Source organism: Paenibacillus sp. FSL R10-2734 (assembly GCF_037963865.1).
GTDB lineage: Bacteria > Bacillota > Bacilli > Paenibacillales > Paenibacillaceae > Paenibacillus_AQ.
In genome coordinates this window covers 7,105,102-7,129,503 of the sequence record NZ_CP150170.1, presented here as the reverse complement: position 1 = coordinate 7,129,503, position 24,402 = coordinate 7,105,102, and the positions used below count along the sequence as shown (strand labels likewise).

General features: G+C 37.9%; 17 protein-coding genes and 1 pseudogene. 14 read left to right on the top strand and 4 right to left on the bottom strand.

The features are described from left to right. Positions 1-28 precede the first annotated feature (28 nt). Together NSS67_RS30930 and NSS67_RS30925 are read left to right on the top strand one after the other, a co-directional pair. Positions 29-3,376 carry a DEAD/DEAH box helicase family protein gene (locus NSS67_RS30930; protein ID WP_339317610.1) on the top strand — a complete coding sequence of 1,116 codons (3,348 nt, stop codon included), beginning with the start codon at positions 29-31 and terminating at the stop codon, positions 3,374-3,376. A gap of 388 nt (positions 3,377-3,764) precedes the next feature. Then, positions 3,765-3,965: pseudogene (locus tag NSS67_RS30925) on the top strand (thioether cross-link-forming SCIFF peptide maturase); the annotation flags it as partial. A 533-nt stretch (positions 3,966-4,498) separates the two neighbouring features. On the opposite strand, the gene NSS67_RS30920 reads toward NSS67_RS30925, so the two are convergent. Beyond that, positions 4,499-4,702, bottom strand: a complete 204-nt coding sequence (locus tag NSS67_RS30920; RefSeq protein ID WP_339317609.1) for a hypothetical protein — start codon at positions 4,700-4,702, stop codon at positions 4,499-4,501. Positions 4,703-4,972: 270 nt separating this feature from the next. Here NSS67_RS30920 and NSS67_RS30915 point away from each other — a divergent pair, with 270 nt between their 5' ends. The 8 genes from NSS67_RS30915 (at position 4,973) to NSS67_RS30880 (ending at position 16,613) form a co-directional block, all read left to right on the top strand. Next, on the top strand, positions 4,973-7,588 hold the full coding sequence (locus NSS67_RS30915) for an ATP-binding protein (protein WP_339317608.1): 2,616 nt from the start codon (positions 4,973-4,975) through the stop codon (positions 7,586-7,588). Continuing rightward, positions 7,575-9,968 carry a hypothetical protein gene (locus NSS67_RS30910; RefSeq protein ID WP_339317607.1) on the top strand — a complete coding sequence of 798 codons (2,394 nt, stop codon included), beginning with the start codon at positions 7,575-7,577 and terminating at the stop codon, positions 9,966-9,968. The genes NSS67_RS30915 and NSS67_RS30910 overlap by 14 nt, the downstream gene beginning before the upstream one ends. 16 nt (positions 9,969-9,984) lie before the next feature. Then, positions 9,985-11,172 (top strand): DNA cytosine methyltransferase, encoded by a 1,188-nt coding sequence (locus NSS67_RS30905; RefSeq protein WP_339317606.1) that lies wholly within the window; start codon positions 9,985-9,987, stop codon positions 11,170-11,172. Between the two features lie 598 nt (positions 11,173-11,770). Beyond that, positions 11,771-12,130: a phage integrase N-terminal SAM-like domain-containing protein gene (locus NSS67_RS30900; protein WP_339317605.1), complete on the top strand. Its 360-nt coding sequence runs from the start codon at positions 11,771-11,773 to the stop codon at positions 12,128-12,130. Beyond that, a complete protein-coding gene (locus tag NSS67_RS30895; RefSeq protein WP_339317604.1) occupies positions 12,111-12,434 on the top strand; it encodes a tyrosine-type recombinase/integrase in 324 nt (107 codons plus the stop codon). Before NSS67_RS30900 ends, NSS67_RS30895 begins: the two co-directional genes overlap by 20 nt. 332 nt (positions 12,435-12,766) lie before the next feature. Next, positions 12,767-14,020: a hypothetical protein gene (locus NSS67_RS30890; protein ID WP_339317603.1), complete on the top strand. Its 1,254-nt coding sequence runs from the start codon at positions 12,767-12,769 to the stop codon at positions 14,018-14,020. Then, positions 13,989-15,116, top strand: a complete 1,128-nt coding sequence (dcm, locus tag NSS67_RS30885; protein WP_339317602.1) for a DNA (cytosine-5-)-methyltransferase — start codon at positions 13,989-13,991, stop codon at positions 15,114-15,116. Before NSS67_RS30890 ends, dcm begins: the two co-directional genes overlap by 32 nt. 426 nt (positions 15,117-15,542) lie before the next feature. After that, positions 15,543-16,613, top strand: coding sequence for a hypothetical protein (locus NSS67_RS30880; RefSeq protein WP_339317601.1), 1,071 nt, complete (start codon positions 15,543-15,545; stop codon positions 16,611-16,613). A gap of 306 nt (positions 16,614-16,919) precedes the next feature. Here NSS67_RS30880 and NSS67_RS30875 read toward each other — a convergent pair whose 3' ends face one another. After that, positions 16,920-17,147 carry a helix-turn-helix transcriptional regulator gene (locus NSS67_RS30875; protein ID WP_339317600.1) on the bottom strand — a complete coding sequence of 76 codons (228 nt, stop codon included), beginning with the start codon at positions 17,145-17,147 and terminating at the stop codon, positions 16,920-16,922. A 255-nt stretch (positions 17,148-17,402) separates the two neighbouring features. Here NSS67_RS30875 and NSS67_RS30870 point away from each other — a divergent pair, with 255 nt between their 5' ends. Together NSS67_RS30870 and NSS67_RS30865 are read left to right on the top strand one after the other, a co-directional pair. Next, positions 17,403-17,900: a hypothetical protein gene (locus NSS67_RS30870; protein WP_339317599.1), complete on the top strand. Its 498-nt coding sequence runs from the start codon at positions 17,403-17,405 to the stop codon at positions 17,898-17,900. Between the two features lie 246 nt (positions 17,901-18,146). Then, entirely contained in the window at positions 18,147-18,833 is a 687-nt protein-coding gene (locus NSS67_RS30865) for a nuclease-related domain-containing protein (RefSeq protein WP_339317598.1), read from the top strand. Between the two features lie 305 nt (positions 18,834-19,138). Here NSS67_RS30865 and codA read toward each other — a convergent pair whose 3' ends face one another. Beyond that, positions 19,139-20,407, bottom strand: coding sequence for a cytosine deaminase (gene codA, locus NSS67_RS30860; RefSeq protein ID WP_339317597.1), 1,269 nt, complete (start codon positions 20,405-20,407; stop codon positions 19,139-19,141). Between the two features lie 3 nt (positions 20,408-20,410). Continuing rightward, a complete protein-coding gene (gene codB, locus NSS67_RS30855; protein WP_339317596.1) occupies positions 20,411-21,667 on the bottom strand; it encodes a cytosine permease in 1,257 nt (418 codons plus the stop codon). 739 nt (positions 21,668-22,406) lie between these two features. On the opposite strand from codB, the gene NSS67_RS30850 reads away from it, so the two are divergent. Together NSS67_RS30850 and NSS67_RS30845 are read left to right on the top strand one after the other, a co-directional pair. Beyond that, on the top strand, positions 22,407-23,411 hold the full coding sequence (locus NSS67_RS30850) for an ornithine cyclodeaminase family protein (RefSeq protein ID WP_339317595.1): 1,005 nt from the start codon (positions 22,407-22,409) through the stop codon (positions 23,409-23,411). Positions 23,412-23,423: 12 nt separating this feature from the next. Then, entirely contained in the window at positions 23,424-24,386 is a 963-nt protein-coding gene (locus NSS67_RS30845; RefSeq protein WP_339317594.1) for a threonine/serine dehydratase, read from the top strand. Positions 24,387-24,402: the final 16 nt, after the last annotated feature.

The window sequence follows — 24,402 nt, the reverse complement described above, 5'->3', positions numbered from 1 at the left end:
ACCACATTCTACCCGTGAGGTGAATCCAATGCCTGCTAACTTTGAATTCTTACAGGGACAAACGGAATATAAGTTATTTGCTACAGCTTCCATTGAAGCGGAGAGAGTGCTTGCTACCTCTCCGGCAATGGCGGCGGTGGGCAGTCGCAAGGCTTTTGAGCTTGCTGTGAAATGGGTGTACGCTGCCGATAACACTATCACTATGCCGTATAAGGACAATTTGCAGGCATTGATTCATGAATCCACCTTTAAATTCGCAATGGATAACCAGACTTGGGGTAAGCTTTCCTATATTATCAAGCTGGGAAACCTTGCGGTACATACGGATAAGGCGATCAGCAGTAGTGATGCAGTGTTGTCACTTGCCGCTTTATTTGAATTCGTACAGTGGATTGATTATTGCTACGGTGCTAATTATGAAGAACGCCATTTCGCAGAGAGTAATATCCCTGTAGAGAAGGTAATCCTTGATCAAGCCAGGATCAAAGAGAAAGACAGTTTAATCGAGCAAAAGGAATCTGAAATAGAAGCTCTGCGTGCCCAGATCGCGGCGATGAGTAACAAGCTTACCGCGGATAAAGAGCAGCATCAGGAAGAGCGCCATTTTACTCCAGAGGATATTTCGGAGTTCCGCACGCGCAAGAAATACATAGATGTAGACCTGAAGCTACTTGGCTGGACAATCGGTGATGATGTAAGGGAAGAAGTGGAACTGTACGGGATGCCTAATAATGAGGGAAAAGGGTATGCCGACTATGTGCTTTATGGAAAAGATGGCTTACCTCTGGCGATTATTGAAGCCAAGCGTAGCTCCAAAGACCCGAAGGTCGGAACCCATCAGGCCAAGCTGTATGCAGATTGTCTGGAGCAAATGACTGGCAGACGGCCGATGATGTTCACGACCAACGGATTCGAGACCAATCTGTGGGATGACATTACCTCTCCACAGCGTAAGGTGAGCGGCGTGTTCTCCAAGTCTGATTTGCAGAAGCTGATGAATCGGCGGAAGGAACGCAAAGTTTTGGATGAAGTGGTTATTGATGATAAGATCACAGACCGTTACTACCAGAAGGAAGCGATTCGTGCGGTATGCGAGAATATTGGAACAGGTCATAGACGCTCCTTGCTGGTAATGGCGACAGGAACCGGGAAGACAAGAACAGCCTCCAGTCTAACTGATGTGTTATCCCGTGGAGGGTATGTGACCAACATTCTATTTTTGGCCGACAGAAAAGCCCTGGTCAAACAAGCAAAGGACGACTTTAAGAACTACCTGCCGGATATGTCTCTTTGTAATCTACTTAGTAATAAGGATGACAAGACGGCGCGCATTGTTTTTTCCACCTATCCTACGATGCTGAATGCTATTGATAGGGCTAAGAGCGATGACGGCAAGCGTTTATTCACTCCCGCCCATTTCGATTTAATCATTGTGGATGAGGCACACCGGAGTATTTTTAAGAAATTCCGTACCATTTTTGAATATTTTGACGGCATTATTGTGGGGCTGACAGCTACTCCCAAGACGGAAGTTGATCGTAACACCTATGATTTCTTCGAGATGGAGAGCGGCGTGCCGACCTACGCCTATCCCTACGAGACGGCTGTAGAGATTGACCACGTTCTGGTGCCTTATCATAATATTGAAGTTACGACGAAGTTTCTGGAGCAGGGCATCACTTATGAGACTCTTTCTGAGGATGATAAGGCGCGATATGAAGAGGATTTTACAGATGATGAAGGTGAGATGCCTGAATTTATTCCCTCTCCAGCAATCAACGATTTTATTTTTAATCAGGCAACCGTGGATCGAGTGCTGGAGGATCTAATGACTCAGGGTATTAAAGTGTCAGGCGGAGACCGACTGGGAAAAACGATTATTTTTGCACAAACCAAACAACACGCACAATACATCGTAGATCGATTTAATAAACTGTATCCTCAGTATAAGGGGGATTTTTCTCAGCGAATTGTATCGGGTGACAATTACACACAAAGCCTGATTGATGATTTCAAAATACCCAATAAAAGTCCTTATATCGCCGTAACGGTAGATATGCTGGATACAGGAATAGATGTGCCGGAAATTGTCAACCTGGTATTCTTCAAGCGGATTCGCTCCAAAACCAAGTTCTGGCAGATGATTGGCCGGGGGACAAGGCTTCGTAAAGATCTGTTTGGAGAGGGAGAAGACAAGACAATTTTTGTTATTTTTGATTATTTGGGCAACTTCGAGTTCTTCCGTCAACATAAGGAGGGATTGCAGGGGAATGAAGCCCACAGCTTGTCCGAAGCTATTTTTGCCAAGCGGGTTCGGTTAATTCATCATATGCAGCAGTCTTTCTTTATAGATGAACCCTATCAATTGATTCGTGCTGATTTAATAGAAATAGTAATTGGACAAATTCAAGCCCTTAATACGGAATTAGTATCTGTAAAAATGCAGCTGCAATACATAGAGAAGTATAAACATAATGCGGCTTTTGTCTGCCTGCTGGAGCAGGATCAATCCAATCTGATTAAGTATCTCGCGCCTATTGTCTACATGGATGATGTAGATGAGCATGCCAAACGTTTTGATAATTTGATATATGGTCTTATGCTTGCACAGGTTGAGGAATCGCCACAATACAAGAAGAGTAAGAAGCAATTGATAGAGGTAGCTACAACCCTATTGCAGCGTGCAACTATACCGCAGGTTAGAGAAAAAATAACGCTTATCCAAACCATAGGGACGGACGAGTTCTGGGAAAATGCTAATATACTGAATTTTGAAAAAGTACGTACTGAGCTACGCAGTCTCATTAAATTTATCGTAGATGAAGGCGGTAGGAATCCGATTTATACCAACCTTGCCGATGAAGTTCTTGAAGTCCATGAGGGAAAAGCAATGTATGAGACCTATACCTTTGAGGATTATAAGCTCAAGGTCAACAGATATATTGAGAAGAACCGGGACAATCTTGTGATTCACAAGCTCCGAAATAATATCCCGTTAACTGCTCTGGACTATGAAGCCTTGGAGATGATTTTTACAGGCGAACTCGGTACCGCGGAGGACTATCAACGAGAATTCAAGGACACCCCGTTTGGCTTACTGGTGCGCAAAATCGCTAAGCTGGAGTACGAGGCGGCAACGGCTGCTTTTTCGGAATTCATCAATGATCAGTCGCTCAGTCAAGGGCAGATTGTCTTTGTTAAAAAGGTAATTGATTATATAGTTCAGAACGGTTATATCGACAATGTGTCTGAGCTGATTAAGCCGCCTTTTGACAAGCCGCAGAGTTTCATCAAGCTATTTGACGGGACGAAGCAACGAAGACTTGTAGAGATGGTTACACAGATTAAAGAGAATGCGGTTAAGATTATTGGGTGAGGTAGGAATGGAATTTAAAGGTTGGCCTCTGCTTCTGGATTATGATCATCGGTCGCTTGAAAAACAAGTGCCGGACCACGATGTTCTGTGTTCGGACTTTCATTTGAAGGGGTCGCATCATATTAAGCTTATCCGCACTGATTGCTCCACACATGTGGAGAGTGTCGCTCTACTGGTAAGGAATGATACAGTGTAATGAATTCTTATATTTATTGGACTTTACAGTCACGAATGAGACAAAATTGTTATTGAATCTTTTTTAGAACAGTAAATCAATTGAAAAATGTAAGTATTTTAATAAAGAGATGGCATCATTTCCATCTCTTTTTTGTTTCCTTACCACCAGTTCGTCGGAGATGAAGAGCACAGAGTTGCAATGTCAATTTAAGAGAGCAACTGCTACTCGAAGCCGGAATACAAGAACTGCTGGGCGCATCTCTACTGCAGCGGCGGTTGTCCTGCCAATACGCTGCACGCGACTGGTTCCCTGGACGGAACCTATGACTTCAGCTGTGACATCTACCACAAGAGACTAGAATGTTCCATGATGGTGAAGGTTGATGAATCCATTAGAACGATGGAAGGGTAATTAGCTAGTTAACATAACGGATGAATAAACTTTAACTGAGAAATAGACACTTTTAAATGAAGTGTCCTTTCTCGGTTTTTTTATTAACTCTAGCCTTCATGCGGTGGTGTGGTGCGATTTTCTAAAAATGATTGATCGCAGATCGCCTCAGCATCGTTTCGATCAAGGCAAGGGAACTATTAACCCATTTCGGATATCTGTAACAGAGGTCTGTTACGCTATTGGAGGCTTTGAAAATGTTTCGCATTAGGATGAGGAATTGCAGTCTAATCTGTTTCCTCCAGAATGGGGTGTTAGTTTGCTCCCAAATTTGGATGGTATGATGCAAAATACTTTGGAGATCAGCATTATGAATAGAAAAAAGCCTCCTTCTCAATGTATTGTCTTTTCGACTTCTGTTTTAACTTTATAAGTGGATTTTTTATGCTTATCATATAAATATTGCGCGGTTTAAATCACATCAAACTTGTTTTCGATTGTTTGCTTCACTGCATCTTTAGCTGTACACGTTCCAAAAAATCACTCATCCATTTCTATTCCTCCAATAATTTATTTAGATTAATGGTTCCAAGTTTCAAGCCGCTGAGTGTTCCATACCCAATACCAAATAAACAATCAACGGCTGTTCCTGCGCCGGGAAATATCGCTGTGCCTAGTGATGCACCGACTCCTCCTCCAATTAAGAGACCTGCTGCGGTCAGCGCTGACCTCCCGGCAGTTTCAATTACTTTATACATGAATTTTATCTATTTTTAGGGATTAACGCAAAATAAACGGGAAGAGTGGTGCTCTTCCCGTAGTACTGGTAACTCTATTTTTTTTGCTGTTTAGTTTTTGAAGGAATGTAGATTTGATTTTTATAGACATACTATTTCACTTTCGCACAATAGGTTTTTTGAAACGAATTTATAGTTCAAAAGAGGGGAAAGAGAGAATATGTCGAATTTTACCTATAGAAATATCTGAGAAATCTTCCTATGTACAAATTAAAAATGGAGGTTAAATAAATGCGCTTTTCAATTAATTCGCGGGTTCTAGAACATTTAGGAAAAGATCTGATTAACAGCGATGAAATAGCATTGACTGAATTGGTGAAAAACTCATATGATGCATACGCTAAACAAGTTTACATACATCTCATTGATAATATAAACGAATTTAATTCTAAAAAAAAAGCTTTAGTCCCGATAAATAATGAAATACTATCGTTTGTTAAAGCTTCAAATATAGATAATGAAAATATCATGGTATTAGAAGATGATGGTAGTGGAATGACATATAAGGAGTTAGAGGAAGGTTTTTTTACCATCGGAACTGATGTGAAAAAAAGAAGAAAAGATAAAAAAGATCCTTCTGATTCTCGCTTACCGTTAGGGGAAAAAGGTATTGGGAGGTTAGCTGCTCAGCGCCTCAGTAAGGTATTAATAATTGAAACAACTAGTGAAAATTCTTTAGAAACTAATTTGATTAAAATTAATTGGTCCGATTTTATAGATCAAAGTGAAAAACTAGAAGAGATAGAAATGGAAAGTCATACATTCAATAAATATTCGTTAAAATATACTAGATTTTGGTTTATTGGATTAAACTTCGAGTTTAAAACATTCGTAGAAGATAACAGGGAAAAACAATTGAGTTTATTTGAGGAGATTGAAGATCCTTCACTGAGCTTAAAACTAAAAGATGACCTTTTATCATCGTTTAGTTTTCTTATGTCACCATTCGATAACTTACATGAAGATTTTTATATAAAAGTATATTTGAATAATGACCAGGTAAATTCGGATTTTAAAAATGAAGCAATAAATATATCTGAAACAGAGCATTATTTTAAACTGGATTTTGAGGAAGGTCAACAATTTTTGGAAATGTCTATGACCTTAAATCCTTGGTATATTGAAAGAATTCATAAGAGATTAATTGATAAGGATATGTTTAGTGAGTGGAGGAAGTCACCGGTTGAATATGAAAATTTACTAAAGAAATATAAAGAAAAATATGATAGAAGCTTGAAAATAGAATTGATTGGTACAGATCTTATAAGGTATTTTGAAGATGTGAAATTAGAAAACTTGATGGAGATATTACCAATCGAAGGGAAAGTATATTCTTTTAAAAGAGACCCTGCTCTATCAGCTTTAGCAATAAGATCGGCAAAAGAAACTAAAAAAATTGACAGGGATTATAAAGTAAACAATATAAAGAGATTTTTAGATTCGCATAATGGCATAAAGTTGTATAGGGGGAAATTTAGAATAGCGAAATTAGGAGACACAGATAACGATTGGCTTAAGTTGCAACAGGCACGTACAAAAGGTCAACAATTTTTCAGATTTGAATTAGGTAATACAATTGGTTACGTTGATATAAATGATCCTTATCAGGATTATATTAGAGAAACAAGCTCAAGGTTGAACTTAACCGATAATATCTACTCCGTATCATTATTAGCTTTTTTGGAAGGTGTTTTTAATGAAAAGTTTTATACGTTTAGTCAGTCCGCATTTTATATCACCCGTGAAATACTGAGTGATGAAGGATGCATACCAGTACGCTCTCTTGATAAATTGAAAGATAAAGTCAATGAGGCAGATGAAAAAGCTAAGAATAGTAGGGAACAGTTTATTCAATTTCAGGCTTTACTTGATAAAGTGAGTTCCTACATAAGTTCAGAAACAAAAATTGATAAAGAGGAAGCAGACAATTTTATTAATAGTATCTCAGTTTCAGGGGCAGCTTTTAAACAAACCATCGATAGTACTTTAACACAATTAGAAGAATCTAAGAATCTTGTAAAACAAGTTGAACATGAGAAACAATTAATTGCGTTAGAATCTTATAATAATTACAAATTGATGGCGAATGGATTAGTAACTGAAGTTCTAACTCATGAACTACATTCAATTCTAACAAACATTAAACAAAAGGAAATAAATGAATTACATTTTAAGCCTATTGAAGATTACTTGGTAGATAATAAAGAATATGCATTGACAAAAACACATTTATTTCCGATTAGAGATCAAGCAAGATTTTTTAATGAACGAGTTCGGGAATTGAGTCATTTTTATGCATTTATGGAGAAAACGTTTCTTTATAATGGAACAATCGATGATTTTCAGGAAGAAAATTTATTTGAGTTTTTTAATGTACTAGAAAGAAGAATGGATTATAGATTAACCGATACTAAAGTGAAGTTCATTTATGAAGATATTAACATGCAATGGATAGTTCCACGAGGTGTATTAATACATATTTTCTATAACTTAATGGATAATTCTTTATATTGGATAAAGGAAAGACGGTTAAAACAAAAACATAATAAAATACATTTTAGAAATGAATCTGATGTTATAAAGATTGAAAAAAAGAGCGAAGATATTATTTACTACAGTGATTCTGGTACAGGGATAATTAAGAGAATGGAAAACACATTGTTTCAACCGCTAGAATCTGGAAAAGACAAAAATGGACGCGGCATGGGACTATATATAGTGAGACAACTATTAAGATCTTTTGGTGGAGATATTGAGCTATTACCTGATAGAAATACTGCTGGTAATCGTTATATATTTGCTATTTATCTTAAAGTGGAGGAAGAACTCAGTCATGGAGATGAATAATAGCGGGGAGAAGTTTCTTCAACTTTTGAAAGGATTAGAAACAGGTCTAATTATTTTTATAGATGATGATTTTATTTTTATGGATACTGCTCTGGAAGAAATAGTATGTGATTTATTGCTCTTGAAGAGTGAAAGTTTCTCAATATTACTTGGAAAATTTAATGAGAGAGACTATTCGGAATTAGTGTTACAAATCAAAGAATTTCGCGATATATTTGAAACTCTTCCGCTACTTGAGGAGCATATTCCTTTATTTACTGATTTGAAAATGATAATTCGTTATTTAGAACTTTATGATAACTTGAACAATACTGATAATAAGATTTTGGCAGATAAACTTATCAATAGTATTGATCAAATTCTTAAAACAAAGAGAGAAACACACGAACTCTTCCTTAGATTTGGTGTCGGTTTAGGGAGTGTTAATAGTTATTCTGATATGATGGATCTAACCAAAAGTATTAATTATAGAGTATATAATAAAAAACCAAGTCTTGATTGTATATTAGAAGACATTAATGAATCTTTAGCTCCTAATCAATTTTGTTTGTGTATCGTTGATAGAGTACTCAAGGAAGAAGATGGAGTTCATTTCCTGAAAAATGAGCTAATTCCGAATACTGAAAACAAAAATATCATCAGTATTATATACACAAGTCAACCGCAAAATACAACTCCACAGACCCTAGTGGATTATTATGTAATTGAGGTTGATAAGAGTGATAAGGAAATTATTTCTAAATTAACATCTGCTGTTTCTCTATGTACATTTGTTGAGATATTCAGCCGATTGAATTTTATTCATAAAAATTCTATTGATGAGGCATTTCAAGTAGCTCTTTCACGAAAAGACAACATGATTTATTTAGCAAGCATGGCAAATGAAGAGGGTATAACGCCATACGAAGCTATTTCTAATTGGTTTAAGCTTGCTACGCAATATCAACTGGAAAGTGCATTCACTAAAGAAAACACAATATTTCAATATCACAATTTGGTAGGATTAACTAAATTTTTGAGTGGTGAATTTTTAGAAAGTGAATTATTTTTAGAAGAAGGAAATTGGGAGAGTCTACAAGGTCTAAATTCATTTGAAATTTTTGATTATACAATCAATTATCAACACCAACCTCCGACCCCAGGTGATGTTTATAGAATGTCTGATGGAACATTTAGAATCTTAGTTGGTCAAGATTGTGATTTTATGGTAAGGGGAACGCAAGTTGTCAGAAAAGCAAAAAGTGTTGATTTACTGAACGCTGAATTTATAGCGACTCAAATTTATGATAAATACCAAAAGAAATCTAAATCACTTGAATTGAACTATTTTTTCAAGGATAGTTCATTGGATAATAATAATTATGGAATTCTAAAGATTGATTATGAAAAAATATCTACTAGCGATTTTATTATTCTAGATCTATGCTCTTTGAATAGTGATGGACAAAGTAAGCTTGAAACTGGAATCGAACTCGATGAAAAAATTAAAGCACTGTTACCGATGCCTTGGTCTAAATATTTCACTAAAATGCAAGGTGTCCTAAATCAATATAAAAGCTACCGTGAACTATGTGAGACTAATGGCTTGGAATTAGAACTATTGCAGAGCAATGACCTATCAGCAGTTAATTATGAGTTTGAAAATGATGTCTTTAGTTATCCTATAAAGAGAGTGGCAAGAATCAAACGCGAATTTCGTGAAATAGTTCTGAATTCTTACTGGGAATATAAAAAACGGGTTGGTATAAATACCATAAATTATCTGGATAAAGAGAAGATAAACTATTTGGATTTAAAAATTGGATTACCAGGATTGGAATTTGAAAAAATAAAAGATATGAATGTTGATGTGTATATCCGAAAGGGAACTGATAGGAAAAGAAATATAGATCCTAAGAAAATGTCGTATTTCATCAATATTGAATCTCTAAAAGAAGAATACCCGTTACTAAGCAATATCCAAGAAAATATAATTGAGTTAGAAAAAGTAGTTTATGAGCATAAGTCGTCAAAAATTATATTCAAAAAAATTATTTTAGGAAATCGAGTTGACTCTATTCAAATCATTTTACCGTATCAAGTAGGAAAACATAAAGTATTGTTGCAGCAAGATAAATTCTTAGTAACAGACTTACTTAATAGTGAGCAAAAAAGAATAGCTAAAGAGAAAGCACTGACGCTTTATTATATTTTTAAAGAGGATGAAAGACAAAAAAATTATCTATTCAATGTGAATAAAGACAAGTTTAATCAATTAGATGTACCTACATTAAAAAGGGGTATCCTAATACCAGAATTAAATATAAGAATTAATCTAATGGATGGTATAATTGAAGTGGAATCGATTGAAGAAATGCATACATTGCCTATGGGTAGCTAAGACAGGGGTTGTTGATTTGCCGGAACAGAATGAAAAGATATTTTCTGTACTCTCCTTATTCTCAGGAGGAGGGTTGTTAGATTTGGGATTTATCAATAACGGATTTCAAATTGAAGAAGCTTTAGAAATAAATGAAAGCTTTATTCAAGGATATAATTACGCTATAGACAATTATTTGAAAAATTCCAGTAATTTTTTTGTACACACAAAAAAAATTATGCATAAACAGATATTACAAGGAAAAGATGTTTCGGATAAAAAAATTCAAATATCTATGGGCAAAAGGTTAAAAGGAATTACAGGATTAATTGGTGGGCCTCCCTGTCAAGATTATTCCGTGGGTGGTAAAAATGAAGGTGTTGAAGGAAGCAGAGGTAAACTCATTTTCAGTTACCTTAATTTGGTGAAACGTACTCATCCCAAATTTTTATTTTTTGAGAATGTTGAGGGCTTATATAAAAACAAAACACATAGAGTTAGTTTTCTTGCTCTTTGTAATGAGCTAGAATCGCTTGGTTACATACTTTGGTATGATATAGTTAATCCTCTTTCCTATGGCTTACCTCAGGATAGACCAAGAATAATAGTTGTTGGTTTTAGGAAGGGAATAGTTAGAAGGCTGCTAGCAGGAGGATTTATCTTTTCAATGGATAATGCTCTTTTAAAAACTACAGATAATGATAATTTTATCTTTAAGTGGCCTAAAGTTCAGTTTGAAAATGTGAAAATAAGCGTTGATTGGCCTGGTATGTGGGACTTTGGAACTGGTGAAGACAGAATTTCTTTCATTCCTAGAGAATACGAGAAACTGCAAGTTAATTACGCTTTTAATGGTCTGAATGACACTACCCCAAATCAATTAGATCGTTTTAATCCTAAATCAAACAAATTTTCAGTAATATCAGAAGGTGATACAAGACGTAAATCTTTTAAAAGATTACATCGCTTTAGATACAGTCCTACAGTTGCGTATGGAAATAATGAGGTTCATTTGCATCCAACTGAACCGAGAAGAATCTCTGTACGTGAAGCGTTACGGCTTCAGACAGTTCCAGATGAATATGTTTTACCTAGCGATATCACATTATCTACAAAATACAAAATAATAAGTAATGGTGTTCCATCAAAGCAAGCTGAGCTTATTGCTTCAGAAATTAGAAAAACGTTAATAAGGTATCAAGATATTACTGGTGATGAAATTTAAATATTTAGAGGCTTTCGTTCTCTAATAGTCATATTTTTGGTGATACTTTTCTTGTCCGAGCATTACCGTGTGCTTGAACGAAGGAACATAAAAAGACATTATCTTAGAAGGCACTCGTATGTTTATTCTTATATTACAGACCCTCGTTACTCCATTGGCAGTGATGAGGAACGCTTTTATAAATAAAGTGCAGTAAAGCAAAGATTCTGCCCTTTATTTTTTGCTACCTGGCTGCAAATACAAATTCCCGATCATAGAGAGTATGAAACAAAAAAACTCTGAACTCGCATGGTTAAAGGATTTATTTCCGAGCTTTCCAGTGTTGAAAAGGGGCTACGAAGACCACTTCAGGACTTAAAATCCTGCGGTGAGTGAGTACCGTACGGGTACAACCCCTGTTCTCGGCATCACTAGGTTTTATCACTTTCTATAGGTGGTATCTAACCAGAATACATAAGGAGTCCTGTGTGGTAAATTACCACATCAGGGCTTTTTTTGTTACACAGGATTTAGTGAAAAAATCTCAACTTCCTTTCTCAAATAAATGCCTACATGCAGCGATTGTTAGTGTAGATCAGAATGAGAGGAGTCTAATAGTATGGCTAATGCAAGAGTAATGAAAATAAGTGAGCATATCCCGACGATGTGGAAAGAAACCTTGGAGCAATTCATATCGTGGATGAAGGCTCAGGGGCTTAGTATACAAACGCTTGATGATTACAAAAGGCATATAGGACAGTTCTTTAAACTTTATCCTGATGCTTTTGGGTGTCAGCAACAACAACTGGAAAATCAACTTTGTGATTACCTGGCGGATAAAATCAAACCAGCAACCTATAATAATCGTCTCGTATATCTACGGGCGTTTTTTAAATGGTGCGTGGAGAAAAGAGAACTACTTAGCCAAAACACCTTGGAAGACTTCAACATGCGTATGGATGAGGGGAGGGGATCATAATGGGGATACATTAATTAATCTCATTAATGCACCAGATCAGAAGACGTTTCTAGGTCAGCGTGATTATGCCTTGATCCTCCTCACTCTTGATACTGGAGTTCGTCCTAAGGAAGCTTTTACCTTGTTGCCCAATGAATTTAATCCACGGGCAAATGAATTGTATGTAAGGGCGGAGAATGCTAAAACAAGAGTCTCTAGGACGCTAAATATAAGCTCTCAGACAGCTAAAGCCTTTAGCGATCTAATAAATAGCACATCACCCCAAGGAATGGAAGAAAGAAACGCCTATATTCTGTACAAATGAAGGTCGTATGCTGACCCGTCACACATGGGGTGACCGGATCGAGGTATACTCGAAGATGTTGGAAGTTAAGAGTGTTCCTTATGATTTACGGCACTAGTTTATCGTATTAGCAAACTAAAGTAATGATTAACCTACCACGATCATTCGGGGTATTTATGGGGAAAACAAGGGGGAAGTTATTCGAAAAAAAAAGCCTTTTCAATCATTAAGCACAGGATAGAGAGTGAGTGTAAAGTTGCGTTAAGGTACGTGAGAACGTTTGAAACAATAGATAGCAATGACCAAAACAGGTATACTATTTTTATGCCTTTAATTGCAGGGAGAGATAAGATATGGATGAGGTTATAGAGTCATTATGGGCTAGCGAAATGTTGACTAAAGCACAGCCTGTAAAATTGGAAATTCACGAACAAAATCTAGCTGATACATTACTTGATCTATGTTACAATACAATGGAGAGAACGAACGTTCCTATTGGTTTGACTTTAGCAGCTGCGTTCGATTTATTGGTAAGTGCAGAGTATTATAGAAATCTAACCAATCGGGGATGGTGTTATTGCCCGGAGCACCAATATTTATTGTTCCCTTATACAAATACATGTCCAGCATGTGTTTTATCGGGTAAATTTTATTATCATCGCTCTAACAAGCCGGAATCTGCGAAAATTGGAAAAGCGACCTCCCGACTGCTTTGTGTTTTCTTAGATAGAATTTTCGCAAAAACATCTAAAAACTTCAAAATCTTTAAGGGGAATGAACCAATCGATATATTAATTCATGATGAAGTTGAAAACATATTATTATTAGCTGAGGTTAAGGCGGCTCCGCTCATTACATTGCCCTTGATGGTTTATAAGGAGGAAAAGCTCACTGATTTAATCGATGATGAAATAGTAGAGTTACCTCATTCTGCTGTTGATAATTCGTCATTGTCGACATCAGATTTATGCTTATTACTACCAATATATCAAGATGGAACCTGGCACAACAAATTAATACAATTCCAAACTAAAGAAGAAAATCTTTCTGGAACCAACTGGGCATACGCTCAACTGGAAAATATTTTTAGGGCAAATACTGAATTATTTGATTTATACTTAGATAGCTGGATGAGGGCATTTGAAGCATACCAAGCTGCATATCACGCTAAAGACAGAACAAGTAATATATTCTGGTTGACCAACGGATGTGGACACCCTAAACCAAGACCGTTTGATTGGCCCCCAAGATCGGGAACTGGTTTTGAATCCATTTCTGATGGAAAGACTAGTGTTGGAATGGATAGAACTGATGATATAAAAAAAGGAATCTATCAGGTTCTTAAGTTAGGTACAGCGAGTAAGCCTCTTAACAAGCAATATCACATTAAAACGGCACTTCTTTCAAATATACATGCAGCGAGACATTACGAGGAATACCTTACATCACTACAGGATGTAGTTTGGACATTAGATGAAACAGGACTAGCGAAGAAAGCGGGTGAGCTGGATAATGAAGCACCAATTTACAACTTGTTTGACGGAATCATCTCCTTTACACGAAATCACCCGAGAGATGAATGGATTAGAGAAAATTTCAAATTCTAAGGATGAAAGTAAAGAGATACCAAACCACATTTACCGTCGCTCTGGGACTGAGGTCCAAAAGCGAATAAACGCGTTGAAGATCGGACAAAAAATGCAGGATTTGCCGGAGGAGCTATGGCATGAGAGTTTTCGTTACTATGTAAAAGAAGATCAAAATAGACGGGGCGGACCTAATATGAGAATGATTCGACTAGACCCGTCAAAACCATCATTAACAGTAACTGGATATATTTTCAATAAGTTTGTACATCCGTATGAAAATCGTTTTGTAAGTATGCGTGAAGCTGCTAGGCTTCAGGGGTTTCCTGATTATGTTAAATTTGAAGGATCATTAACAAGTACTCAGTTGCAAGTGGGTAATGCAGTACCTATTCAGTTATCTAAAGCGGTGTTTGAAGCTGTTTTGATTTCAATAAGGAAACTGGGATATGGGAAAAAAAACTTAACTGCATTTAGTCTTTTCAGTGGTGCCGGAGGGTTGGATATTGGTGCGGAGCAAGCTTCATATAAATCAATGAAAGTAAAGACTTTAGTTACGTTGGATAATTGGAAAGATGCTTGTGACACACTTAGAGGATACTATCAAGGTAGGACTAAAGTTTTAGAAGGTGACATTTCTGAAATTGTTGATCCAAGATTATTTTGGTATCAAGAATCTAATTGTGATCAGGCACCGGACATTATATTTGGAGGACCGCCATGCCAAGCGTTTAGTCAAGCGGGTAAACAAAAAGCTCTTAACGATCCACGCGGAAATTTGATTTATGAATATTTAAGATTCGTAGAAACAGTTAAACCTCCTTTTTTTATAATGGAAAATGTTGCTAATTTAAAGGGGGTTCAGCGGGGTGAACTTTATAACGACATATTAGAGCGAATGTATAAACTTGGTTATAATGTGACTGTATCCCCGCTGTTAGCAGCTGATTATGGTGCACCACAACTTAGAAAACGTCTCTTCTTCCTAGGTTGTAAAAAAGAGTTAGGTCGTATGGAACTTCCAGTTCCAACACATTGTGAGATACCGGATTTGTTAACTCCAAATCCTTATGTAACGGTAGGAGAGGCCTTTAGGGACTTACCTAAGCTTGTTTAAAAAGTTGTTAAATAAGATGTCATTCTGCAAAAAAAATAATGGGATTCGATTATTCGGATTTTCGGCTATATGACCTCTATACTTTTACCACATTGTTATCTCCTTACTTTTTCATTTTAGTACTTTGGCCTGAACATGCTTAGAGATGTTAAGTAAGCTTATGGAATGATAATCTTACCCCGATCATTATTCGGGGTATTTTTGTGCGCACAGAGTTATTTGAAGTGAATTTAGTAGGGAGGCGTTTCGCCTTTCTCAATTTTGCCCCCAGGGAATTCCCACTTATAAGCTAGAGCTTTAGTAGCCCGTTTTAGGGCTTTGGGCTACTGAGGGATATTATGAAAGATTTCTGACAGACTATTCATCGAATGAATGATAGCATCTAGTGAATACGAAACCTATTTATCTTGTATGGGAGAATCGATAATGAAAACTATGCTACGTCTTTATCATGAAGGAAATACGGATTACCATTCGACCTTTTTTGATTTGATACATGGGGATACAGAGACGAAGCAGACCAAAGGACTCTCGTACCTATTTTCAAGATATCCTAACTTGATACAGTTATTTTTAAAAGAAATTAATCATATGTCTAAATATAAGTACCCAGAATTTAAGCAGGGAATTGATTTTGTTCAAGTAGACGCAGAAATGTTATCAGCTGGAGCAAAGAAAATAAGACGCGATATTACTTTGTCTTTATTCCACGGGAACACTAAAAAACTAGTTATAGTAATTGAAGCAAAGAGTGTAAGTGCCTCTGTACAGCAACAGGATATCACAAGACAGCTGGAGTCGTATCTTGATCCAACAAATTTTCCGCTCGATGCTAATGTGCCTAAGGTAGGTGTAACCTTAACAAAGTATAGAGTGCTTCATCCACCTGAGAATGGATTTGTCGGTCTTACTTGGACAGACATTATAGAAATGATAAACGATGTAATTAGTCAAGAGAAAAGAAGAGGTGAGGATGTAACTGTTGCAACAGAATTTATCGATTTTATTAAAGGGGTGAGAAAAGGAATGAAATATTACGAGGTTGAAGTTCTGTCGGTTGCAGCGGGTAAGACGCATGAGTTAACGAAAAATCATTTTGTTCATGCATGCCCACATACTGCGAGGGGCTTTTCATATAAAACTCCAATATATATAACGTTCAGATCTAGTGGTGGTGGGGAAATGGAGTTTCTATATAAGATTGATGAGATTGTTGTGCTCGATCCGCTGTCCCCTTCACTCAACATTTTATTAGAAGGTATACAGATAGATTTTGCTACCAGAATTAAAGAATATATATCAAATCGTATAAATGGTGGTTATGGATTTAATCATCCGGGAGAAGAGTATCGTTTCTATAATCTTTGTAGTAAGGGTGTGATTCATTTGAAGCATCTACCCAAGCCATTGATTAATAACTCTGGTGCACGATACTATTCTATCGCTGAACTCATAAAGGGAGAGAAAATAGTATTTGTGGAGAGCCAAGATCGGTAAATGCACCAGGTAAATCTACTTCAAATGACTACGCTATCTCGCAAGCGGTCATGTATCAAGCCTTCATGGGGACCCATCGTATAAAGTTTGTTTACACTGGACATTCATCCCATTCGGGTTGAGTCATAATACTGATGGTACGGAAGAATGAAATATAGATAAAAAAGATTGAAGTAAATGATTGAAGACGAAAAAGCGAGAATATCATCTGACGTATTAGAATCAGGTATTCTCGTTTTTTATTGATTTTAAATTGATATTTAATTCCTAGAAAGTTGACCATGAGATTACTCGCAGTATTACTAGTCAATTTGTATCGTCAGTATCAACTAAATCAATAATCTCTCGAATATCGTTAATTTCTAAAGACTCTGCAATTCTAATAATATGATTAAAGTTAATACCTTCTCTTTTATCGTTGGCCAATTCGCTCAAAGCAGCATGTCTAACATCGGATATTCTTGACAACTCTCGTAGAGAGATTCCATGCTTTTTCGTCAACTGAGATATTTTCACGATAACTTTCTTTCCCACTAGGATCTCCTCGCTTTTTCTGAGTTTAAATCTTGACTATACGCATAAGCGTACCGTATAATATTTCCAAGTATGGTACGCATAAGCGTAACGAATAGAAACTTATTGTTCTTGTTAGCATCTATTTTTATCCCATTCTTGAGTGCACTAATACTTCTAATGAAAAAGGTATACGTACTGAAAGTATTAAAAACTGTTCATGATCAGTGTGAGTGATGTCTACAGACATAGCTTTTCCAAGAAGGTGGGGGTGCAATGCAACATCTGAAGTGCAAATATGAGGAGGAAAAACGCAAGCTGAATGAACTCGGACAGAAATCACTGGAGCAGGGAATTCCGTTAAGCAGTAATGAAGCGGTTCAGGCCCAGAGCCGTAAGGTGGACGAACTCATTAATCGGATGTATCAAGAAAAAGTTGGACATACGGCGTTTTTTCGTTTGAACTTTTGTATTGGAGGGGATGTGGTGGGCTTTCCGGTATGGTTTTTACAGACGATTCAAGGTCGATTGGATGAGGTAACTGCACAGATTGAGCATCAATCCGAGCCTAGATATGTTTTCGAAGAAGAGAGTGCGGCTTTCCAAGCGTTGTTTGCCTCCATGGACGTTGCACGTATACCTGAGTTTGAGGATTGGGAGGATAAGTTTCAATTAAAGCAAGCCGTTTTCAATGAACGCCTATATCTACAAGGACTAAAGGATGGCGTGCAGCTTGCAAATGCCTTTACTGCTCCTTCAGTTCTCTCGGACTAAGGCATGCCCTATAGCTGCTGGAAAAACACATAGGTATCGGAACCAAAGGGGATAAACGCATACTTTATTTTCGGACCGCACATGCGACAGTCTTTTTTCTTGTATATGTTTGAAATTCTAGTTTTTTTCGATGTTATTCATTCAAAAAGTGGGCAGACTTCCACTCATAATCGGAAAAAAGGGATATGTTCCCATATTGTCGAATACCCATACATATTGTAAATCTAGATCATATGAGGTTCTATTATGCTGAAAACTCTATTTTCTCTCTTTAAAAGATCCGAATCCAAACCGCCACAAGCTGCGCGTAACGCACCAACCTCCAAGCCGAAACCGAAGGTTGCTCCTACACGAATTGGAGAGCTAGGCGAGCATAAAATCAATATCCAACTTGACCAGCTACCTAAAGAGTGTAAATCGTTAAGCGATCTAATGCTTCCTAATTCCAAGTCTCGAACAGGTTACAACCAAATTGATCATGTTGTTATTTCCCCTTATTGCTTATTTGTCATTGAGACGAAAAACTACACTGGTGAAGTTAAAGGTGGACGAACGGACCAACAATGGACAGTTAGCAACCGATACAAGATGTATAATCCGCTGAAGCAAAACTATGGACATATTAAGGCCATCGAGAGTCTGATACAAGGTATAGCTGCAGTGAAATTTATCTCTATGGTTTCATTCACGATGAGATGTCGATTTAGTATTGACCCGGAGCTTCGGAAAATCCACTCGGACGAACTGGTTGTCTATGATGTGGAACTAAGTGAGTTTATCTCTAGGAAACTGCTCAGTTTAAAAACAGGAACTCCCGAACCTTCTATCTCTCCGGCGCAAATACAATCGATTTATGAGCATTTGCTTCAGGTCAATATCACCGATGTGGAGATTCGCAAGCTTCATGTACAGAAAATAAAGCAAAAAAACTAGTGCGTTTATTGGACAGTAGCGCTACAATAAGCGAACCAAAGGTTAGCATAACCATCATTGCTTCAAACACTGTCACAAGGCATCCCTCCTTTCTAAGAGGGATTATTCTATATAATAGACTGAGAGGAAAGAGGGGATTTTGAATACTAATTATATGAGGCTATAGTGATACGTTATTTTTGTTGTGATTCAGCTTAAGCTACTATTCACTTGAGCTTTTTTCGTATCCAATATATAAAATAGAGCCGTCTCCCTCGTCATTATTTATGACGTTGGAGACAGCTCCCAAAATTGTACATAATTTATTATTTATGAAACAATACGCGTTCTTCCAGATCGCCGAGCTTTACTGTAGTTTCCTGCGGCTTTGTCTCCGCGATCACCTGGCCACGACGGACAGAGTAACGGACGGTGGCTTGCTGGCGAATCGCTTCGTATTCATTCTCCGCATTTAGAATGATGAAGTTAGCAGGCTTGCCCACCTCAATTCCGTACGTTTCTTCAATTTGCAGCGTTCTGGCACTATTTTTCGTAATGAGGTCAATGCTGTTCACGATCTGATCATATCCCATCAGCTGTGAGGCATGAATACCCATATGAAGCACTTGCAGCATATTACCTGTTCCAAGTGGGTACCATGGGTCGAAGATATCATCGTGACCGAAGCACACATTAAGGCCTGCTTCCTGCAGCTCCTTCACACGTGTTAAACCTCTGCGCTTCGGATAGGTATCGAATCTGCCTTGCAGATGGATATTCACAAGCGGGTTAGATACGAAATTAATCTCGGACATTTTTAATAACCGGAACAGCTTGTAGGCATAGGCATCATTATATGAGCCCATCGCTGTTGTATGACTTGCAGTTGTGCGTCTACCGAGCCCGCGTTCATATGCTTCCTTCGCTACGACTTCTACGAATCTGGATTGCTCATCATCAATTTCATCACAGTGGATATCGATCAGGCGATCATATTTCTCTGCCAGATCAAATACAAGCTTCATGGAATCTACGCCATATTCACGCGTAAACTCGAAATGAGGAATTCCTCCTACAGCATCTGCACCAAGCTTCAACGCCTCTTCAAGCAGCTCGGTTCCATTCGGATAGGATAGGATGCCTTCTTGTGGAAAAGCGACTAATTGAATATCCACATAGGGCGCCAGCTCTTCCTTTACTTCCAACAAGGCTTTTAATGCTGTGAGCGTAGGATCCGTTACATCCACATGGGTTCTTACATGCTGAATGCCTTGTGCGACCTGCCATTGAAGTGCTTTTTTTGATCTATCTTTGACATCAGCAATGGACAAGGATTGTTTACGCTGCGACCAGCGTTGAATGCCTTCGAATAGGGTTCCGCTTTGATTCCATTCCGGTTCACCCGCCGTTAAAGTTGTGTCCAGATGGATGTGTGGTTCAATAAAAGGTGGCAAAAGCAGCGCACCATGTGCCTCAATTACTTCGTGACCTTCTGTGCTTAAGGGCTGTTGTGTAATATTTCGAAAACAGCCATCCACAATTTCCAAATTCCATAATCCTTCGATTCCTCTAAGCTTTGCTTGTTGAATAATCATCGTTTATGCCCCTTTGCTTGCTGACTTTAATGTGTTTGATGTTATGGGATATACTTTCATGCCGATTACGTATAGTACTGCTGTACCAATCAAGCCATTGACCGGAGGGATGCCTGGTACGACCTCCGCAATGATAATGCCGCCGACCCATGCCAGAATGGCAATCCAGTTCACGGATTTAAAGGTCATCTCTTCGAGCTTCTTATAATTTCCGCGATTCAAGATGAAGAAATCTGCAAGTAGAATGGCACCGATCGATGGCAGAATTGAACCTAGTAGCGTCAGAAACCCAGTAAAGTTATTGTACAGCCACATTGCTGTAATCGTTCCAACCGCACCGTTGAAGATAACAATCGCATTCTTCGGCAGCTTTGTAATACTGGTAAATCCCAAGCTGGATGCGTACAGCGCATTTTCATTCGTCGTCCAAATATTTAGACCTAATACGATAATGGCTGGTATCAGCAAGCCCTGCATAATCATTACATCGGAAATATCCGCTTTTCCATATACGATTGCGCCTACAGCGCCGAACAAGAACATCAGTGAATTGCCAACAAAGAACGCAATGGCTGTAGCTGTAACGGCAGAACGGGTAGTCTTCGCGAATCGTGCAAAGTCAGCTGTAAGTGTACCGCCACTAATAAATGAACCGATACAAATCGTCAGCGCTCCGGCAAGACTCATAGCTTCGGTCGGTTGAAAGGAGAGCAGACCTTGAAATCCACCAGCGGTTGAGGTTGCCTCAAAGACCGAATAACTACCGAGAATCGCGATGGCAGGAACGGCGATAACCCCAAGAATGGCGAGCGCTTTGATCCCGTAGATGGCCGTTACTGTCATTAGAATTCCTGATAATACTATCAATAAGTATACATTAATGCCTGTTGCCTTATAGACCGGAACTGCAAACATCGCAACACCGACCCCGAACCAGCCAACCTGAGTAAAGCCGAGTAGAAGAGAAGAGAGATAAGAGCCTTTCACACCAAAAGCGTATTTGGTCAGCAAATGTGTCGATAATCCAGTCTTAGCGGCAATATACGCCAATGCTCCAGTATAAACGCCTAAAATTAAATTCCCCGCCAAGACGATCCAGATAAAGGTTGTGAAATCCAGTCCAGCTCCAAGTGCTCCGCCCGACCACATACTTGCCGAGAAGAATGTGAACCCGAGCATAACAGCGAGAATCTTCCAAAAACCATTACGATGTGCTTGCGGTACTGCCTGTAATGAAAATTCCAAATCTACTTTTTCCATGTACAATCCTCCATCAGATCTAGTTGTGATGGATACCTTAGGGAAATACAGCTGCATTGAATGCTGAGTTCACTCATGTCATAGAACAAACGCATACCATTTAGGTTGCTGAGCAATAAAAAAAGCTTATTGCCCAAGTTCCTGACAATAAGCCGTTCTGATCACATTGAAATAAAAGGACGTGATAAACACACACGTACCCTATTATAGATCATCATTCCGCTGTCCTTGTCAGCCTCACGGGACTGAATTAAAGGTATCTGATTAAATTTTTATTATTATCCCAGAAGATTGCGTGTTGTGTCAATGATTAATTTCTTTTGCTTATGTGAGGGCGCTATGTCGTATCGTATCGCATCTATTTTTTCTATGGATGGTTGCACAATATGTTGGCGAATACCGTTCTTTTTTGGAATTTAGTATAGAACGAAGGCTTTATTCAAGGGCTATGAATTATTGTTGTAGATTCAACGGTAATTAGATATAATATTGCTACAAATAAATATCATGCTTGTTTTTATCCCCGGGTAAAAACTTACAAAGGCATTGAATCTCATTCCCATTAGGGCCTATTTATAGGAGGGGTGAGATTCAATGCCTTTTTTTAAAATATAAGAATTTATATGTTTCACACGATAACTTATCCTTCTATTTTTCGAAGAAACGGATACCGTCCCTAAAAGGACGGCAAAGCCGTTTCTTCTTAAACCCATTCTAATGTATAGAGGTGTCATAACAAATGCGCATATTAAGTGATAAGGATGTTAAAAAAGTATTGAATGTTCAGCAGGTAATCGATCTTGTTGAAGCAGTTTACAAATCTAAAAGTGATCATAAAACGGAGACATGGCCAACCATTTTTTATGATTTTGTTCCAGGCAAGGCAGATATGGACATTAAATCAGGCTACCTAAAGAAAGATAAGGTGTTTGGACATAAAACAGTCACGTGGTTTGCTGATAATGAACAGAAGAATATTCCAACTTTAATGGGGTTAATTACTGTATTTGATGCTGAATCAGGACAACCGTTAGGGATTGCTGAGGCTGCTTTCATTACAGGAATACGGACAGGAGCTTCAGGGGCTATCGGAGCAAAATATTTGGCTAGAAAAGAATCTGAGAATCTGCTTGTTGTAGGATCTGGAAACCAAGCCATTTATCAAATCGCATCTGCTTTGTATGCACTCCCGAATTTGAAAGTAGTCAGGATTGCTGCCAGAGATCAAGTGAAATTGAAAAGCTTTGTCGATAGCTTACCCCATAGACTTCAATCTGAATTTGGGATGGATGCTGGAACAATTATATTTGAAGCAGTGGATTGTTTAGAACATGCAGTGAGCAATAGTGACATCATCATCACTGTGACGTCTTCAAGAACACCGATCATAAAAATGGAGTGGATAAAAAAAGGAACGCATATTTCTTGCATAGGTGCGGATATGGCCGGAAAACAGGAAATAGACTCACGCATTGTTTCAAATGCCAGTATTTTCTTAGATGACAAGGAACACTGTATGCAAGTTGGCGAGATAGAGATCCCTCTTAAACAGGGCATTATTACTGAGAAGAATATATCTGGTGAAATAGGTGATTTAATTCTTGGGAAAATAAATGGTAGGACGGATAATGAGCAAATCACGATTTTTGATGCTACAGGTATGGCGATTTTGGATATCTACGCAGCGAAAATAGCATTACAGAGTGCAGAAGAAAATGATCTCGGTGTCGAATTTAACAATTAAGGAGAGAATGAGATGACTTTTAATTATGAAAATGTGACAAGAGCTTATGATCGGATCAAGAACTATGTGAACAGAACCCCACTTGAAGAGTCCTTTTATTTAGGTGATGAAGACAGAAGATATTTCTTCAAGCTTGAGTCTCAACAAAGGGCGAAAAGCTTCAAAATCAGAGGTGCTTTAAACAAAATGATGACGTTAACTGAAGAAGAAAAAAACTGTGGTGTAGCAGCAATTTCTTCAGGAAACCATGGAAGCTCTGTAAGCTATGCAGCATCAATCCTAGGAATAAAAAATGTAATTGTAATTGTGCCACTAGGTACTCCCATAAGTAAGATAGATAAAATCAAGTATTTCGGAGCCGATGTATTGCAATTAGGTAAAAGCTATGATGAGGCTCATTCTTTAGGCATGAAGTATATTAATGAACGGGGGTTAACATATATTGACGCATACTATAGTGATCCAGAAATCTATGGAGGACAAGGGACCGTTGCAATTGAAATTCTGGAACAGAATAAAGATATTGATACCATAGTAGTTCCGATAGGTGGTGGAGGTCTTATTACAGGGATCGCGGTTGCGGCTAAAGCGATTAATCCAGCTATCCGTATTATTGGAGTACAGACAGAGGCTTGTCCTGCTATGTTGAAATCTTACGAAGATAACATTTTCTATGAAGAATATCCTAACGAGGAGTCATTGTGTGATGCTCTTCTTGGTGGCGTTGGGAAACTGAGTTATGAGATGGCAAAAGATTATGTTGATGATTTCATAGCAGTATCAGAAAACTCTATCGCTAGAGCTGTAAGTTTTATGGCCAAAGAAGAGAAATATATTGTAGAAGCAGGAAGTGCCACAACAGTTGCAGCCATCATGGATTACAGAGAACGAATTGGTGGAACTAACATTGCTCTTGTCATAAGCGGAGGCAACATTGATGGAGAAGTATTAACAACTATATTGACCAAATATTAATAGGTAATTCAAAAGA